This window comes from Steroidobacter cummioxidans (assembly GCF_003104955.1).
The window spans coordinates 1-16,573 of sequence record NZ_LSRW01000006.1; the positions used below are offsets into that span (position 1 = coordinate 1).

12 protein-coding genes and 1 pseudogene are annotated in these 16,573 nt (G+C 61.9%); 6 read left to right on the forward strand and 7 right to left on the reverse strand.

The window, feature by feature from the left end:
* Window positions 1-17 precede the first annotated feature (17 nt).
* From mtlD to D0550_RS04470, 6 genes are all read right to left on the reverse strand, one after another.
* Window positions 18-2,252 carry a bifunctional mannitol-1-phosphate dehydrogenase/phosphatase gene (gene mtlD, locus D0550_RS04445; protein ID WP_116807910.1) on the reverse strand — a complete coding sequence of 745 codons (2,235 nt, stop codon included), beginning with the start codon at window positions 2,250-2,252 and terminating at the stop codon, window positions 18-20.
* A gap of 104 nt (window positions 2,253-2,356) precedes the next feature.
* A complete protein-coding gene (locus D0550_RS04450; RefSeq protein ID WP_116807911.1) occupies window positions 2,357-3,361 on the reverse strand; it encodes an ABC transporter ATP-binding protein in 1,005 nt (334 codons plus the stop codon).
* A gap of 10 nt (window positions 3,362-3,371) precedes the next feature.
* Window positions 3,372-4,202: a carbohydrate ABC transporter permease gene (locus D0550_RS04455; RefSeq protein WP_116807912.1), complete on the reverse strand. Its 831-nt coding sequence runs from the start codon at window positions 4,200-4,202 to the stop codon at window positions 3,372-3,374.
* A gap of 3 nt (window positions 4,203-4,205) precedes the next feature.
* Window positions 4,206-5,078, reverse strand: coding sequence for a carbohydrate ABC transporter permease (locus D0550_RS04460; protein ID WP_116807913.1), 873 nt, complete (start codon window positions 5,076-5,078; stop codon window positions 4,206-4,208).
* A 45-nt stretch (window positions 5,079-5,123) separates the two neighbouring features.
* A complete protein-coding gene (locus D0550_RS04465) occupies window positions 5,124-6,443 on the reverse strand; it encodes an ABC transporter substrate-binding protein (protein ID WP_116807914.1) in 1,320 nt (439 codons plus the stop codon).
* A 611-nt stretch (window positions 6,444-7,054) separates the two neighbouring features.
* Window positions 7,055-7,555, reverse strand: a complete 501-nt coding sequence (locus D0550_RS04470; protein WP_174842469.1) for a MarR family winged helix-turn-helix transcriptional regulator — start codon at window positions 7,553-7,555, stop codon at window positions 7,055-7,057.
* 213 nt (window positions 7,556-7,768) lie between these two features.
* Here D0550_RS04470 and D0550_RS04475 point away from each other — a divergent pair, with 213 nt between their 5' ends.
* The 3 genes from D0550_RS04475 (at window position 7,769) to D0550_RS04485 (ending at window position 13,085) form a co-directional block, all read left to right on the forward strand.
* Window positions 7,769-8,896 carry a mechanosensitive ion channel family protein gene (locus D0550_RS04475; RefSeq protein ID WP_161965630.1) on the forward strand — a complete coding sequence of 376 codons (1,128 nt, stop codon included), beginning with the start codon at window positions 7,769-7,771 and terminating at the stop codon, window positions 8,894-8,896.
* Between the two features lie 131 nt (window positions 8,897-9,027).
* On the forward strand, window positions 9,028-10,767 hold the full coding sequence (locus tag D0550_RS04480) for a CocE/NonD family hydrolase (protein ID WP_116807916.1): 1,740 nt from the start codon (window positions 9,028-9,030) through the stop codon (window positions 10,765-10,767).
* A 299-nt stretch (window positions 10,768-11,066) separates the two neighbouring features.
* Window positions 11,067-13,085 carry an OmpA family protein gene (locus D0550_RS04485; RefSeq protein WP_161965631.1) on the forward strand — a complete coding sequence of 673 codons (2,019 nt, stop codon included), beginning with the start codon at window positions 11,067-11,069 and terminating at the stop codon, window positions 13,083-13,085.
* A gap of 2 nt (window positions 13,086-13,087) precedes the next feature.
* Here the strand turns inward: D0550_RS04485 and D0550_RS04490 are convergent, their stop codons facing one another.
* Window positions 13,088-13,501 (reverse strand): YciI family protein, encoded by a 414-nt coding sequence (locus D0550_RS04490; protein ID WP_116807918.1) that lies wholly within the window; start codon window positions 13,499-13,501, stop codon window positions 13,088-13,090.
* A gap of 77 nt (window positions 13,502-13,578) precedes the next feature.
* On the opposite strand from D0550_RS04490, the gene D0550_RS04495 reads away from it, so the two are divergent.
* From D0550_RS04495 to D0550_RS36770, 3 genes and pseudogenes are all read left to right on the forward strand, one after another.
* Complete coding sequence (locus tag D0550_RS04495; protein ID WP_116807919.1) at window positions 13,579-14,631, forward strand: GlxA family transcriptional regulator; 1,053 nt, start codon at window positions 13,579-13,581, stop codon at window positions 14,629-14,631.
* 27 nt (window positions 14,632-14,658) lie between these two features.
* Window positions 14,659-15,609, forward strand: coding sequence for a CDF family Co(II)/Ni(II) efflux transporter DmeF (gene dmeF, locus D0550_RS04500; protein ID WP_116807920.1), 951 nt, complete (start codon window positions 14,659-14,661; stop codon window positions 15,607-15,609).
* Window positions 15,606-16,570 (forward strand): annotated as a pseudogene (locus D0550_RS36770) (arsenic resistance protein). Before dmeF ends, D0550_RS36770 begins: the two are co-directional and overlap by 4 nt.
* The last annotated feature ends 3 nt before the right edge of the window (window positions 16,571-16,573 follow it).

A 16,573-nucleotide genomic window follows, 5' to 3' on the forward strand; every position in this document is an offset into this window, starting at 1 on the left:
GTACGCGTACCTGCAGACTACGACCCGCCCGCTGCCGCGGCAGGGATTGCCACATAGTCAGCGCCGCAGGCCGCTTCGAGAAAATCCGCTGTGGGATCGCGTCGAGTCAGGTCGAGCGGCCAGTGCCAGTGACGACTGTTTGGCTCGGCCAACTTTTCGAAGTGCTCGGCGACCGCCGCAATCAGTGTTGCGTCCGTGACCGGATCGAGCCCCTGATAGGGATGGCCGTTGTAGTTGCCTCGATAGGTCAGCACGGCTGCCACGCTCGAATTGCGCGCGTAGATGCTGCGGATCAGCTCGCATTCGAGATCCTGCTCGGCCGCCTCGCTCAGCGCATAGCGAATCGCCAACGCAATGGCGAACTCGAGCCCCGGAGTGGGGATGCCATGTTTTCTTGCCAGTGCGATGCTGCCGAGGATCCGTTCGCGCCTGCGCAGCTTGCGCAGCGGGTCGCGCCCCACGCGCTTGCAGGGATCTTTGAACGAAGAGCGGCAGCGCTCGATGAACGGCCGCATCATCATTGTGATGATCGCTTCCAGTTCCGGGCTCTCCAGCAGCAGCGCCGGCCGGATCTCATTCTCGATCAACTGCCGGACCAGCGCCATCACCCGCTCGTCTCCCATGCCGCGCCCGATCGTCGCATGACCCAGCAGGCTCGAGTACCAGGCGACGATGGCGTGTGTGCCGTTCCACAAACGATTCTTGATGGTTTGTATCTGGGCGATGTCGTCGACCGTCTTCACTTGCCGCAGACGGCGCAAGGCAGCGCCGCCGCCCTGCGCATACAGCAGCATGTCCGGCTCGCTGTTGAACAGGATCAGATGCAGCTGGTTCAGCGCCCGCGCCGGAGCCGAGGCATTGCGCAGCAGGTTTACGCGATCCAAGTCCAACGTAGGCTCGTCGCCCGTATCTTGCCTCGTGCTCTCCTGAGCGCTGTGAGCTGCAGCGAGGTTCTTCTCGAGCAGCTCACATTTGATGCGCAGTTGGCGCTGCAGCGATTCCCGCCCAAGGCGGGTAACGATGCGACTCACGACGGTCTCCGAGAAATGGGTCGCAGCCAGGACTTTCGCGCATTCGAAACGATTGGTCATTTCGAGCAGCGCAGTCTCGACGTGCCGGCGAACATAGCTCGCGCCGCCGACCTTGTTAAGCACCACGAGGATGGTGAGATCGCCTCGATCTTGCTGGCATCTGCGCAGCAGTCCGCGCGCAATCATCGGCGCCTGCTGTCGGATCGCCTGCTCAGGCAGCGCCAGACCGACGATCTCCGAATCGCAATACATCGCCGCGACGCCGTCCTCGTCGGCCATGTCGATCAGTCGCACATGCTCGATGGTCTGGTCGAACGAGTGCTTGCCGTAGCGGACGCTGAACTTGCCAAAGGCATTGACGGCGTCGCGCAGCAACTGGTCACCCGTAACACCGATGATCTCACAAGGGCGCGTGTAGCCATCCCAGTGCGAGAACACCTGCGTGAGATAACCGCCGCCCATCGCGCCGAAGCCGTGAATGCCGGCGCGCACTTGGCTGATCGCCTGCGGAAAGGGATCGATCACGGCGGGCACGTCGATCTCAGGCACGCAATCCGCCAGATCCGACAGGAAGTCCAGCATGCTGTCGTAAGCCTTGAAGGCGCGAGCCGCGATCTCCGCCCGCGGCGCCTTGATGTCATGAAGCAAGATCGGCTGACCGCCCGCATCGCTGGCCGACAACAAGCCGTTCTCGGAATCCTCGAACATCAGGCAGCGATCTGGCGAGCGGTTCAACTCCGTGGCGGCGCGCAGAAAGATTTCCGGATGCGGCTTGCCCCGCTGCACCTCGTCGCCACAGACCGTGATGTCGAAGTATTTCAGAACATTTGCATTGATCAGATATTCCTCGGCGATGGCGCGACGGCTGGAAGTGGCCACCGCCATCGTCAGCCCGCTGCGACGCAGACGCTCCAACACCCGTACCAGACCGAGCTTGACCGGCACGCCGTGGGTGCGAACGTGCTGCAGTTCCAGCTCATCCGCGCGACGCCTGATTTCGCGATACGGATAATCCTCACCGTAATGTTCCTTCGCCAGCGCTTCGGCGCGCGTGGCGCTCAGACCCAGCGAACCGATCAGCGTGCGATCTTCGATGGGCCGGCCGGCCAGCTCCAGCGAAGCCTGCCTGATCGTCTGGAAGCGCAGCCGCTCCGTATCGAACATGGTGCCATCCATGTCGAAGATGGCGCTCTCGATATGCTTGCCTAGGAAGTTGATCATCGGACTCAGTCACCTCCGTTGCCAGCGATGCAGCACCGCCACCAACCATTAACAAATCGTTCAGATACCTTACGGATTCGTGGAAAACGAAAACGGGTGCGGCCTCATGCAGCCAGCGCCCGGCCCAACTCGTCGAAGCGATGCAGACAGGATTCGTCGGGCGTCAGCCAGAGTGTGTCGCCGTGGCGAACCGCCAAGTCGCCCGCGGCGCGAGCAGCGATCGTGCCGAGCCCCGCGACCTCGACGTGCACGAACGTGTCCGCGCCGAGATGCTCCGCGAGACTCACCTTGCCCTGCCATCTGCCGTCGCTGGTCGACAGCGACAAATGTTCCGGCCGAATGCCGATCGTGGCCGCTGCATGTCGCGACGCTTCGACACCGCCAATAAAATTCATGCGCGGCGAACCGATGAAGCCCGCGACGAACAGCGAGGCGGGCCGGCGATAGAGCTCCAATGGCGAGCCGACCTGCTCCACTCGCCCCGCATTCAACACCACGATCCGGTCGGCGAGCGTCATCGCTTCGACCTGATCGTGCGTGACGTAGATCATCGTCGCGCCGAGCTGACGATGCAGCGCCGCGATTTCCATGCGCATGCTGACGCGTAAGGCTGCATCGAGATTCGACAACGGCTCATCGAACAGGAACGCCACGGGCTCACGCACGATGGCGCGACCGATCGCCACCCGCTGACGCTGACCGCCGGAAAGCTCGCGAGGCTTGCGATCCAGATAATCCTGCAGATTGAGCACGCGCGCGGCTTCGCTCACTTTGCGCTCGATGGTTTGCTTGTCGCGCCCCGCCATCTTGAGTGGGAAAGCGATGTTGTCGCGCACGCTCATGTGCGGATAGAGCGCATAGGACTGGAACACCATCGACAGCCCGCGCCAGGCAGGCGGCAACCGCGTGGCGTCGCGCCCATCGATCAGCAGTTGACCGCCGCTGACGTCTTCCAGCCCGGCGATCAGACGCAACAAGGTCGACTTGCCGCAGCCCGACGGGCCGACGAACACCACCAGCTCACCGCGCTCGATCTGCAGATCGAGGCTGGGAATGACCTCGTGTCCGCCGAAGCTCTTGGAAACGTTCTTCAGTGCAATACTGGCCATGACTCCTCCGCTACTTCACCGCGCCGAAAGTCAGGCCGCGGACCAGTTGTTTTTGCGACAGCCAGCCCAGCACGACGATCGGTGCGATCGCCAGGGTCGAGGCCGCCGACAGCTTGGCGTAGAACAGCCCCTCGGGCGCCGAGAAAGACGCGATGAATGCCGTCAGCGGGCCGGTGCTCGCCGCGGTGAGATTCAGCGTCCAGAACGATTCATTCCAGGCCAGGATGACGTTGAGCAACAACGTCGAGGCGATGCCAGGCAGCGCCATGGGCGCGAGGATGTGCAGCAGCTCGTGCCGGGGTGTCGCACCATCCATGCGCGCCGCCTCGAGAATGTCTCGAGGTATTTCCTTGAAGTAGGTGAACAGCATCCAGACCATGATGGGCAGGTTGCTGAGCATCAGCACGATGACCAGGCCAGTACGCGTGTCGAGCAGGCCGAAGCGCTTGAAGAGCAGGTAGATGGGCACGAGCACACCGACCGCCGGGAGCATCTTCGTCGAGAGCATCCACATCAGCACGCCACGCGTGCGCCGCGTCGGCGAAAAGGCCATGGACCAGGCGGCGGGCACAGCCACGAGCAGACCGATGAGAGACGAGCCCAGCGAGATGACGACGGAGTTCGTGAAGTGACGCAAATAGTCCGTCCGTGCCCACACCTCGGCGTAGTTCTCTGTCGTCCAGTCGAAGAACAGGAACTGCGGCGGTATCGCCACGGCGGCCGCTTCCGTCTTGAATGACGTGAGCACGGTCCACAGGATCGGAAAGAAGATTGCGAGGGCCACGACCCAAGCGATCAGGGTAACGAGCAGCTTGTGCCGATTGTCCGATGCGCGCGCCATCTGTCAGCTCTCCAGATTCTTGCCGACGAGGCGCATGAGAAAGATCGCCAGGATGTTTGCGAGCACGACAGCAACCACGCCGCCGGCCGATGCGCTGCCCACATCGAAACGCAACAAAGCCTGGGAATAAACCAGGTACGCGAGATTGGTGCTCTGATTGCCCGGCCCGCCATTGGTAGTCACCAGAATCTCGGCGAACAACGACAGCAGAAAAATGGTTTGAATCAGAATGACGACTGCAATCGCCCGCGCCAGGTGCGGCAGGGTGATGTGAACAAAGCGCGCGAAGGCGTTCGCGCCGTCCATCTCGGCCGCCTCCCGCTGTTCGGTGTCCAACGACTGCAGCGCCGTGAGCAGTATCAAAGTCGCGAATGGCAACCAGCCCCAAGCGACGATGAGCGTCAGCGAGAACAGCGGCACCTCCGCGAGCCAATCGATGGCACGCACGCCGAACACCTGCGCGAGCCAGGCGAACAGACCGTTCACCGGGTTCATGAACATGTTCTTCCAGACCAGCGCCGAGACGGTAGGCATGACGAAGAACGGCGAAATGATCAGCACCCGCACGATGCCCTGCCCGTGCATCGGCCGGTCGAGCAGCAACGCGAGCCCGATGCCGCCGGTCACTGTGATCGCCAGCACGCCCATGACCAACGCGAAGGTGTTCGCGAGCGACTGAAAGAACGCCGGGTCGGTCAGGAAATAAACATAGTTCTCGAGGCCCAGGAACTCATTGCCACGCGGCATCAGCAACTGATAGTCGTGCAGCGAATACCACAGCGTCATGGCCAGCGGCACGGCCATCCAGACCAGCAGCAATGCCACTGCCGGTGAAAGCATGAGACGGGCCGTGGCCCCGGTGTGGGTGCGTGCCATGAATCTCCTCAAGAAGGATGCTCGGCGCTTCCGTCGAGGAAACGGCTACTCGAGATAACGGGCGCGAGTCATCTCACGCTCGGCGATGTATTGCGCCTTGGCCAATGCGCGACGCGTGGAGATCTGACCCGCGACCGCGGCCGATATCTGCTGACCGACGACGGTACCGATGCCCTGATAAGGAGCGATCGAAACAAAATTTCCGCCCACGTACGGCACCGCCTGCTCGGAAGGCTGGCGCGTATTGGCCGCCTCGATGGCCTGCAGCACGATGCCGGCAAAAGGCGCAGCCTCTTGATACTCAGCACTCGCGTAGAGCGACTGACGAGTGCCGGGCGGCACGTCGGCCCAGCCGGACTCAGCGGCGACCAGCTGCATATAGGACTTGCCGGTGGCCCAGGCGACGAACGTTTTGGCCGCTTCGATTTTTTCCGAGGCCGCCGGAATCACGAAGCTCCAGGCCCACAGCCAATTGCCATGATTCCGCAGCTCGCCGCGCGAAGGAAACAAGGCGAAGCCCACGTCATCGGCCACCGTCGATTGCCGCGCGTCGGACACGAAAGATGCTGCGACGGAGGCGTCGATCCACATGCCGCATTTGCCCGCCTGAAACAGCGCCAGGTTTTCGTTGAAACCATTGGTCGAGGCGCCGGGAGGACCATATTTCCTGAGCAGGTCCACGTAGAACGAAACAGCCGCTTGCCAATCGTGCGACTGCAGCTGCGGCTGCCAATGCATGTCGAACCAGCGGGCGCCCCAGGAGTGCGCGAGCGTAGAGACAAATGCCATGTTCTCGCCCCAGCCCGCCTTGCCGCGCAGACAGATCCCATAGATACCATTGTCGCGGTCGGTAATCTTCTCGGCCGCCTCGCGAATGAAACTCCAGGTAGGACTCTCCGGCATCGCAAGTCCGGCGCGCTCGAACAGATCGCTGCGATACATGGTGAGCGCGCTCTCGGCGTAGAAAGGAGCGGCGTAGAGCTTGCCGTCGTGAGACAGCGAATCGCCGATGGCCGGTAGCAGATCGTCTCGGGCGAAGTCCTCGCCCAGATCGTCGAGCGGCACGAGCCAGTCGTGCGCCGCCCAGATGGGCACTTCGTAGTTGCCGACAGTCACCACGTCGTACTGGCCGCCCTGAGTGGCGACATCGATAGTGACCCGCTGGCGCAGCAGGTTTTCCTCGAGAGTCACCCAGCGCACCTCGATGTCCGGGTGCTGCCGCGTGAACTCGCCTGCCAGCTTCTGCATGCGAATCATGTCACCGTTGTTGACGGTGGCAATCGTCAGTGTCACTGCCTCCGCCTGCGCCGCACAGACAGTGGCAATGCCCGCACCAAGTGCGAGCAGGCGTTTTCTCGTTGTCATCAACAAGCCTCCTTCGTCAGGATTCGAACCTCCCCTGTGAGGCCCGCTCGGAAGGCTCGCCACTTGCGTGCACGAACCTTGAGTTGTCAACGAACAGCCGCCGTGTCTTGCCTGCGCGGTGGCTTGGGTGTTCGCCGAAAAACGTCAGTCGTGTGCGAACAAATCTCCTCTATCAGCGATGGGCAAAATGCGCCCGTCGGCACTGGCAACAATTTCGATTTGGGCAGCCGCAGGGCGTACCATCCCTGAACAGGATCGATGGACCGCTGGGCACAGGCAGCTGCTGTTCAGCTCCCGGCAATGCGCTCGCGACTACTGCGCAATGATGAGTCGCGAAGCTCGGACAACCGCGCGATGCTGGACGCTCATGTCGTCCACACGCGGGGCCCGTGTTATTTATGACTGCATTCTGTAGCAGTCGGCCGACAGTATAGTAGAACTTGCGCGGCGCGCCAACCCGTCGGGGCAAATTAGTGGCTCGCCTGTGATGGTGTCCAGCAATCCATTGATGCCAATGCATCATCCATTGACGTCAATGCATCGAGTCGTGACGGCGCTCACATCCTGCAGCGAACTTCAATCGATGCAGGATGTGACATTCGCGAAGGCAGTTACAGATCTGCCAGAGGTCGATCGGCGGCCGCTTCGTCTTTTATATCCAAAGCCGAGACGATCTGCTGCAAGCCCCTGCTCAGCCCGCGCAGCGTCGCCGGCGACAGCTCCGCAATGGCTTCGGGAAGCACGCCCTCTGCAGGCCCCGGAGCGCGAGCGATGGTCCGTCGCCCGAGCGTGGTGACGGACAATTCGACCCGCCGCTGATCCTCGACCCCTCGGGTCTTCTTCACCAACCCCGCGCGCACCAGCTTTTCCACGTGCAGGCTGCAGGTCGACTGATGGATGGAAAGTTTGTCGGCGAGCTCGGAGACACCCAAGCTGCCGTCGCGGGCCAACTCATGCAGCAGCCACAGCTGCGAGCCGGAAATTCCGCAGGTCCGCTGCACTTCGCGGAAATGCTCCCTCACGGAGCCATAAATGATTCGAAAGCTCTTCAACACCGCCATGCTCAGATCCGCCGTCTGGCGCGATCTGCCGATCGGGCGCTTGTTACTCATAAACTCGTGCACATTGCCTCTTGCTGCCGTAACTGCGCGAATCTTAGCAGAATCGCACGCTTCGCCATTGCATTGGCCTCAATGCATCTGCAGCGACGACGGGCCCACCGCAGGGCTCGTCGCATGTTCTCGATCTGCTACACTTGCACGCTCGCCACGCCGCCATCCGCCGGCATTTCGGCTCATTCGGCAACACTTACGTATCAGAGGTTCATGATGTCTGAGCTTTCCAGCCTCGCTCAGCTGCCCTTGTTCAATAACTCAGCGTTGGACTGGATGTTCGCGCTTGGCATCGCAGTGGCCGTGCTGCTCGTGCTGCTGGCGGTGCGACGAACTGTGCGCGCATATCACAAGAAATTGCTCGCCACGTCCCAGACGGAACTGCTCGAGATTCCCATGCAGGTACTGAGTCGCACCACGCTGCTGTCGCTGCTGGTCGTGTCGCTGTATGTCGCCGCGCAGTGGCTGACCACAGGCCCGAAGGTTGAGCAGATGCTCGGCTCGGCGATCACCATCGCGCTGTTCTGGCAAGTTGGCATTTGGGCGGTAGCGGCAGTGGCGGTTTGGCTCGAACGCAAGCGCCAGCGCAGCCTCGCGGTGGACCGCGCCGCCGTCGGCTCGCTCGGCATCATCGGCTTCGTGATCAATGTCGTGATCTGGGCGATGGTGCTGCTGCTGACGCTCGACAATCTCGGCATCGACATCACCGCGCTCATCGCGGGCCTCGGCATCGGCGGCATCGCGGTGGCGCTCGCGGTCCAGAACGTGCTCGGCGACCTCTTTGCCTCCCTGTCGATCACACTCGACCGGCCGTTCGTGGTCGGCGACTTCTTGATCCTCGGCGATTTTCTGGGCAGCGTCGAATACATCGGCATCAAGAGCACGCGGCTGCGCAGCCTGAGCGGCGAGCAGATCATCATTTCCAACAGCGATCTGCTGAGCAGCCGTGTACGCAACTACGGCCGCATGAACGAGCGGCGCGTCGTGTTTGGCACGCGCCTGACCCACGAGACACCGCTGGAGCAATTGGAGCAGGTGCCGGGCTTGATTCGCCAGATCATCGAAGGCCAGTCGAACACGCGCTTCGATCGCAGTCACTTCGCGAAGCACGGCGTGGACGCGATCGAGTATGAGACCGTGTATTACGTTCTGTCAGCGGACTACAACAAGTACATGGATGTACAGCAGATCATCAATGTCACTCTGCATCGCGAGCTGCAGAAGCGCGGCATCAGGTTCGCTTATCCGACGCAACGGCTGTATGTCGCTACGGAGAGTGGCGCCGCTAACGAGCCAGACGAGCGCCCCCTGCAAGCTCGCCGACAAAGATCGGAGGCCTGATCGACAGGAGCTGGCCGATCCTCTCGGCCAGCTCACCCCCGCCGGCGCGGCAGAGAGAATGCATTGCCACTTGCAATGCCCAGACCCATCTGGAACCCTCGCGCGATTGTCCAGGGAACAAGGGGACGGGGATGCGGCGGTTGCTTTTCGTGGTGGGCTCTGCGCTGATCTTTTCTGCGTCGTTCGCTCAGCAAACGCCCGGCCCCACTGACGACGACGAGTCCCGTTACGACATCCAGCAAGATGTCGCGATCAAGACGCCGGGCGGCGCAACCCTCTCCGCGGTGGTGGTGCGCATAAGGGATGTTTCAGACAAGCTCCCGACGCTGCTCACGCTCGATATCTACACCGACCCGGTGAACGCAGTAACTCGCTGCAAGTCCACCGCCCTGCGCGGGTATGTGTGCGTGCATGCGGACACCCGCGGCAAGCGCCTGAGCCCTGAGCCGATCGTTCCATACGAACACGACGCGGAAGACAGTCAGGCCGTGCTCGACTGGATCACCCGCCAACCTTGGAGCGATGGCCGAGTCGGCATGCACGGCGGCAGCTTCAGCGGATTCACGGCGTGGGCCGCTGCGAAGCGCAAGCATCCCGCGCTCAAAACCATCGCCACCTCGGCCGCTGCAATCCCAGGATTGGGGCTGCCGATGTATCGCAACATCTTCCTGAATGCGAACTATGGCTGGGCGTTCTATACGACCAATAACAAATATCTCGACGAGCGGACCTACAACGATCCGCAGCGCTGGTCCAACCTGTCGCGCAACTGGTTCGCGAGCGGCCGCCCCTATCGCGAGATCGACCAGGTGGATGGCACGCCCAATCCCTGGTTGCAGCGCTGGCTGCAGCACCCGACCTACGATGAGTACTGGCAACAGATGGTGCCTTACGGGCGCGACTTCGCGCACATCGACATCCCGGCGCTCACGATCACCGGCTATTACGACGACGGCCAGATATCGGCGCTGCATTATCTCAGCGAGCACTATCGTTACCGCCCCAAAGCGCAGCACTACGCAGTGATCGGACCATACGACCATTTCGGTACGCACGCGCCGAGAAAGGAGCCGGTGCTCCGGGGCTACGAACTCGACCCCGTGGCCCAATTCAGCACACCGGAACTGGTGTACGAATGGATGAATTACGTGCTGCGTGGCGGCCCCAAGCCGACGCTGCTCAAGGACAGGATCAACTTCGAAGTCATGGGCGGCAACGAGTGGCGTCACGCGCCCTCACTCGATGCAATGAGCGCGAAGCGCTTGCGGCTTTTCTTTTCGGATATACGCAACGGCGATCGCCTGCAGCTCGCCGCAACCAAGCCAGTCAAGAGCGGCAGCGTCTTGCATATCGTGGATCTGGCAGATCGCCGCGTGTACCACAACTTCAACTCCTATCCCTTTCCCATCGTCGGCGCAAAATTTCAGTACATCACCGAGCTGCAATTCATCAGTGAGCCATTTGCAGATTCCACTGTGATCAGCGGCGCGATCACAGGAACAATGAGCGTGGTGGTGAACAAGAAGGACTTCGATTTCGGCGTTACTGCGTACGAGGTGATGCCCGACGGGACGCTGTTCAATCTGGGCTATTCACTGCAACGTGCAAGCTTTGCCCGGGACCCGACTCGCCGACAGCTCCTGAGCCCGGGCAAGACCACCCGGCTGTCGTTCACAACGACCGTGGTGAGCCGCAAGCTCGCGGCCGGCAGCCGGCTTTTGATGCTCTTCGACGTGAACAAGAATCCCAGCGCTCAGGTGAACTACGGCACCGGCAAGGACGTCAGCGATGAATCAGTGGTTGATGCCGGAGAGCCGTTGCGCGTCCTGGTGCGCAACGACAGTTTCATTGACGTTCCCTGGAGCGATTGACTGCTTCGAGGCCCCGTCCGTGGACGATGGCGCTGTGCGGATATTTCGCACGATGTGAAACCCGCTGGTCCAGACGCGATGTAGTGTTACTCTCGGCGCCGGAGCAGCGGCCCGGTAGCGAGATGAGCGCAGAGGATCCCACGACAAAACCGGCTGACACAGACATTACCCACAGCAGAAGAGCTCGATGGCATGTTGCCGCGTCCGCCGCGGTGGTGGTCGTAGCGCTGGTGCTGTGGGCTCTGTACTGGCCGCGAAGCGACTGTGACCATCCCAGCTGCGCCCGCCAGCGCTATTCAGTGGCGCTCGAAGTCGACTCCCTCGCACACGTCGAGCCCATCAGCTTCGACGTGACCGAAGTGGACCAGCCGGTATCGCTGACCGAAATCCTGCGGGACGGCGGCATCGAGCTGAGCATCCACCTCGATGAGACCGCCCTGCCCTACGACCCGGCCAGCGGCCCGCTCGATCGCGCCGATCTGTTCCAGCTGGTCACGGCCTGGAAGAACAAGTCCGTGCCAGGGACGGATGCGACGCTCTACGCATTGTTCGTGAACTCCTTGATCGCCGACGATGGCGAACAGTTGTTCGGCATCATGTTTGATACAGCGGGGCGCGAAGGCTTTGCCGTGGCCCCCAGAACGACTGAACGTATCTTCCGTGAGCATGAGCCCGCCCAAATCGCGACGCTGCAACTGAGAACATTCGCTCACGAGCTGCTACACGCGCTCAATAGACATCACACCGATGCGGCGCAAACGCGCGAGGGCCGTCTGACGCTGGAAGCGCCGACACGTTGCATCTCCGAAATGCAGCCGCGCGGCTGGCGCTTGCGCGAGACACCGCTGATGACGATCAGTCCGAGCACCATCCGCTTCTTTCAAACCGCCAGAGCGCGCGACATTCTGCCGGGGCCAGCGAACTCGCCCTATGCCTCTCGGCGCGCCTCACCAACGGAATGTGACGATGTCCGGGCGCAAGTATCGGAGGATCGCTCGCGCCTGGCGTTGGCGATGCGCAGATTGCAAGTACTGCTCGGTTTCAGCAGCGCGGAAGCGGCTGAAGCGGAGCCAGCGCCACCCGCCGCGGACATTAGACTGCAGGCACAGTCGGCCGCGTATCCGCTCGGGTATCCAATCGCGATTCGAGTCACGGTCAATAACACAGGCGAGCAGTCCCTGCCGATCGTCGGCAGATTGAATCCCCGCTATGGCATGTTCGTGATCGAGCATCGACCGGTGGGCACGGATGAATGGCAGTCGGTGCTACCGCTCAACTGGTTCGAGCCGACCAGCGACGACAATGCTCGACTGGCCCCCGGAGCCGCCACCGAAGAAACCATTCCGATCTATTTCGGTGAGGATGGCTGGACCTTCGGCGCGGCGGGTGATTATGAGATTCGGGCTCGGCTGCAAGTCGGGCCGCCGCATGAGGATATCGTCAGCGAGCCGATCGCCATTGCTGTCGCCGGGCCGAGTACGCCCGATGATCTCGCCGCCCTGCAGGTGCTGCTCGACGCCGATGGTCAGCTGGCCAAGGACGTGGGCCGCTTGTTGTACTTCGGCGGACGCATCGGCGATAAAGATGACATCGAGCCTTTGGAGCGCACCGCCAAGACCTTAGGTCACACCTCCGTTGGCGGCGCCATGCGCTTGACCTTGCTGTCGCAGCGCCTGCGCAGGCCCATCGATCCGACCACGGGCGTTCGGCCTGCACCGAATTTCGAGGATGCGCTGGAATTGATCGAAGACACCTGCACCGACAGCGGCGTGGCAGCTATGACGTCCGAAGTCCTGGAGCAACGTTCGGGCCTGCCTGATCCACTCCGAGCGCGTGCGGAGACGGACGCTGCGGCATGGGATGGCATCACTGCCAGCGGACGCACTATCTCTACATATTCAGATCCATCGCTGCAACAACGCGGCCCGTCTTTGCATTTCTGTTTCAACGAATCCGAGCTGCGGGCACCGGTGCGGACCGCGGTTACAAAACTCGCCCGAGAATTGCGCAAAGAGCGCGCCTCGCGCGTCGTGGTAGTGGGCCATAGCGACGCGGTGGGAACCTGCCGTTACAACGACACGCTGGCACTTCGGCGAGCCCGCGCCGTGCAACGGGCGCTGACGGCATCAGGCTTGAGTCGTATCCCCATCGAAGTCGCCAGCGTCGGGGAACGCAGGCCAGTGAGCTTCTCGTCAGCGAATGAGGCCCAACAGTTGAATCGACGCGTCGAGATTCTCGTCGAAGGCGCGGCTGGCAACGACGCGAGCGCTCGCGTCATTCCAAAATGCCCCGCGAATCGCGTAGCGACGTCCCCGTGACCTCACTTCACCCTGCGTGCAATCGCATCCCAGTCCTGCACGTTCCAGCGGCGTAAGGTACATTCCATGAGACCGGTGGTGACGGCCGGATCTGCAGCAATGATCGACTGGGCAATTGCGTCGCTCTCTGCTTCGAACACCGCCGCGCCGCCATCCTCCGGAAAGCCGCCGGCCAGCCGCAGCTTTCCCTGCAAATGCAGCTGCAAAATGTATCGACCGTGCTCGCGCAACGGTTGCGATGCGGTCGGTTGTCCCTCGATCCAGGCGGGTCCTGGACGATACATCGCCAGGTACAGACTCGCCTTAGGCGGCGCCTGCTCTGCGCTGTGAGCGGCAAACGGCCGCATCAGGAATGCCGCTGCTCCAGCAAATGACAGCCGGAACAAGACTCTGCGCCCGATCTTATGCATATGCATGCGCCCATCCTCACTGACTCCCCCGGCAATACTGCGTTGACCGGCGCACTCGCGAAAGTGGCACAATCGACCGCATCATGGCGAAAACAGACACGCCTGCGGCCATTGGCATCCTCGCTTACGAGGGCTGTTCGGCATGGCTCACCGCCGGGCTGATCGAGCAATTCGCGATCGCGAATGTCGCGGCCGCCCACGCGCGCGGCAGCCGCACGATGAAGCTGCCGCCGTTTCGCTGCGAAATCATCGGAGCGTCGTCGGGTTTGATTCGTGGGTCGCATAACGTGCGATTCGAGCCGGCGCCGTTGCGGCGTCGCTATGATGCGGTCGTCGTGCCTCCACTTTGGGTCACATCTCCGCGCGAGGTTTCTGAGCGACTCATCGAGCTCGAGCACCTGAAGCCACTACTAGTCAAACTCGCCCGGCGGGCGAACATCATGTCGAGTGCGTGCAGCGGCGCCGCGTTGTTGGCGAACGCGGGACTGCTGGCTCGACATCGTGTGACGACTTGCTGGTGGCTGGCCCCATGGTTTGCCACGCGCTTTCCCGATGTGACACTCGTGGCAGATCGGCTCGTCATGACCGATCGGGATCGCTGGACCGCCGCCGCAGGCTCCGCATACATCCATCTGGGATTGGCGATCGTTCGTCGCCTCGCCGGTGCCCAGATCGCGAACCTGACGGCGCGATTGATGCTCGTTGAGCAACGTCGCGGCTCGCAGTCGCCATTTCTCACTCCGGCCGAGTTGCCTCAAGACGCCGATGACCCACTGATTCGGCGCGCCACGGCGCACCTTCGCAGTCATGCGACCGAACGCTTTTCCATTGTGACGCTCAGCCGCGCACTGAATGTCAGCGAACGAACGCTGTCACGGCGTTTTCAGAGCGCACTCGGCATGACCCCACTGACCTACCTGCAGACCCAGCGTGTGGCGCGCGCCAAACAGCTGCTCGAACGCGGCGAGACGCCGTTGGATCAGATCGTCGTCGCATGCGGTTATGAGGATGTTTCTTCCTTCCGCAAGTTGTTCAGCCGTCATGTGGGCATGACGCCGCGCGAATATCGCTCTCGCTTCGCAGAGAAATCCACGACGAGTGCGCAACAACTTACTTCAGACAGGATGGGAGTATAGTGTCCCAGTCTCGGGCGGGCAGTCGTCGTGAGCTCAATCGCTGATTTCGTACATACCCACACTTTCGACGAGCACGACGTGCGCGCCGAGCGCCGCACGCGGCTGGTCGTCTGGCTCACCGCCACCATGATGATCGTGGAAATCTTCGGCGGCTGGCTGTTGAACTCGATGGCGCTGCTGGCCGATGGCTGGCATATGAGCTCGCATGCGCTGGCGCTGGGAGTTTCGCTGCTCGCCTACTCCGTGGCACGGCGCTTTTCCGCAGATCGTCGCTTCAACTTCGGCACCTGGAAGGTTGAGGTGCTCGGCGGCTATACCAGCGCGGTGCTGCTGTTGGGCGTCGCTGCGCTGATGCTATTTCAATCGGTCGAACGCATGGCGGCACCGCGACCGATCCAGTATGACGAGGCGATCGGCATCGCAATCGTCGGCCTGATCGTGAATGCCGTATGTGCCGGACTGCTCCAGGTTGAAGGGCATCACCATCGTCACAACGAGCATGGGCATGCGCATCATCATGACCTGAATTTGCGCTCCGCCTATTTGCACGTCCTCGCCGATGCAGCCACTTCGGTCCTGGCCATCGTTGCGTTGACCGGCGGCAAATTCTGGGGAGCCGACTGGCTCGATCCGACCATGGGCATCGTGGGTGCTGTGCTCGTTGCCGTATGGGCCATCGGGTTGTTACGGGATGCCGGACGAGTCCTGCTCGATGCAGAACTGGATGTTCCTGTGGCGCATGAGATTCGAGAGGCGATCGAGCAAGGCCCGATTGCTGCCGAGATCAGCGACCTGCATGTCTGGCGGGTCGGCAAAGGCCAGTACGCCTGCATCGTAAGCGTGCTCACTTCGGTCCGAGCAGAGCCGGAAGACTTCAAGCAGCAACTGCGTGTGCACGAAGAGTTGGTGCACATGAGTATCGAGGTCAATTACGTGGGCAGCCGTCCGAATGGGTATCGCGGAGCGTCTTGCACGTGACGCGAGAGTGGCTGGAGCGAAATCAGATCGCGATCTACTTTGCGTCGGCGGCCCTCGCGGCAACTGCCGGACTCGCCGCCCCGGCGTCGACATCGGGCCTCGACGCGCTGGTGACGCCCGCGATTGCGGTGCTCATGTACGCAATGTTTCTGCAGATTCCATTTCTGAGTCTGCGTGACGCATTGGGCAACCGGCGCTTCATCGGTGCGCTGTTGCTGGCGAACTTCGTTCTGATACCGATGCTGGTGTGGGTGCTGACACTGCCGCTTACAGATCACAAAGCGCTTCTGATCGGCGCATTACTGGTGCTGCTGACCCCTTGCATCGACTACGTGGTTGTCTTCACCCATCTGGGCAAGGGCGATGCGCGGCTGACCCTGTCGGCCACGCCGATCCTGCTGTTACTCCAGTTTGCGCTGCTGCCCGTCTATCTATCGCTCATGCTCAGTGGCGATGAAGCCTTATCGATCCCCTTTACTCCCTTCATCGAGGCAATTTCGTAACTTTCTCAATCGCAGTGCCGCTGCTTCTCGCGGTCGCAAAACGGAAAAAGCGCTGAACGGCGCGCTCGAGTGCTGTGCGCTCGTGGCGTGACGGATGGCTGTGGATGCCGGTGCCAGCGATGGCCGCCGTGCTGGTCTTCGTCATTGCTTCTCAAATCGCCGGCATCTTGCAAGACGCAACGACGCTGATGGCGCTGCTTCCCGTCTACGCGGGCTTCGTCGTGCTCGCGCCTGTAGTCGGCGCTCTGGCTGCGCGCACGTTTCGCCTGCCCACAGCCGCCGCCCGAGCGGTCGCGTTCAGCTCGGCAACACGGAACTCACTGGTCGTGTTGCCTCTCGCCTTGGCGCTACCGCCCGAGCTGAGGACGCTGGCCGCCGCCACCGTCATCGCACAAACCTTGATCGAGCTGGTCGCAGAACTCATCTATCTCAAAGCGGTCCCTGCGTTGATACGATGAGAT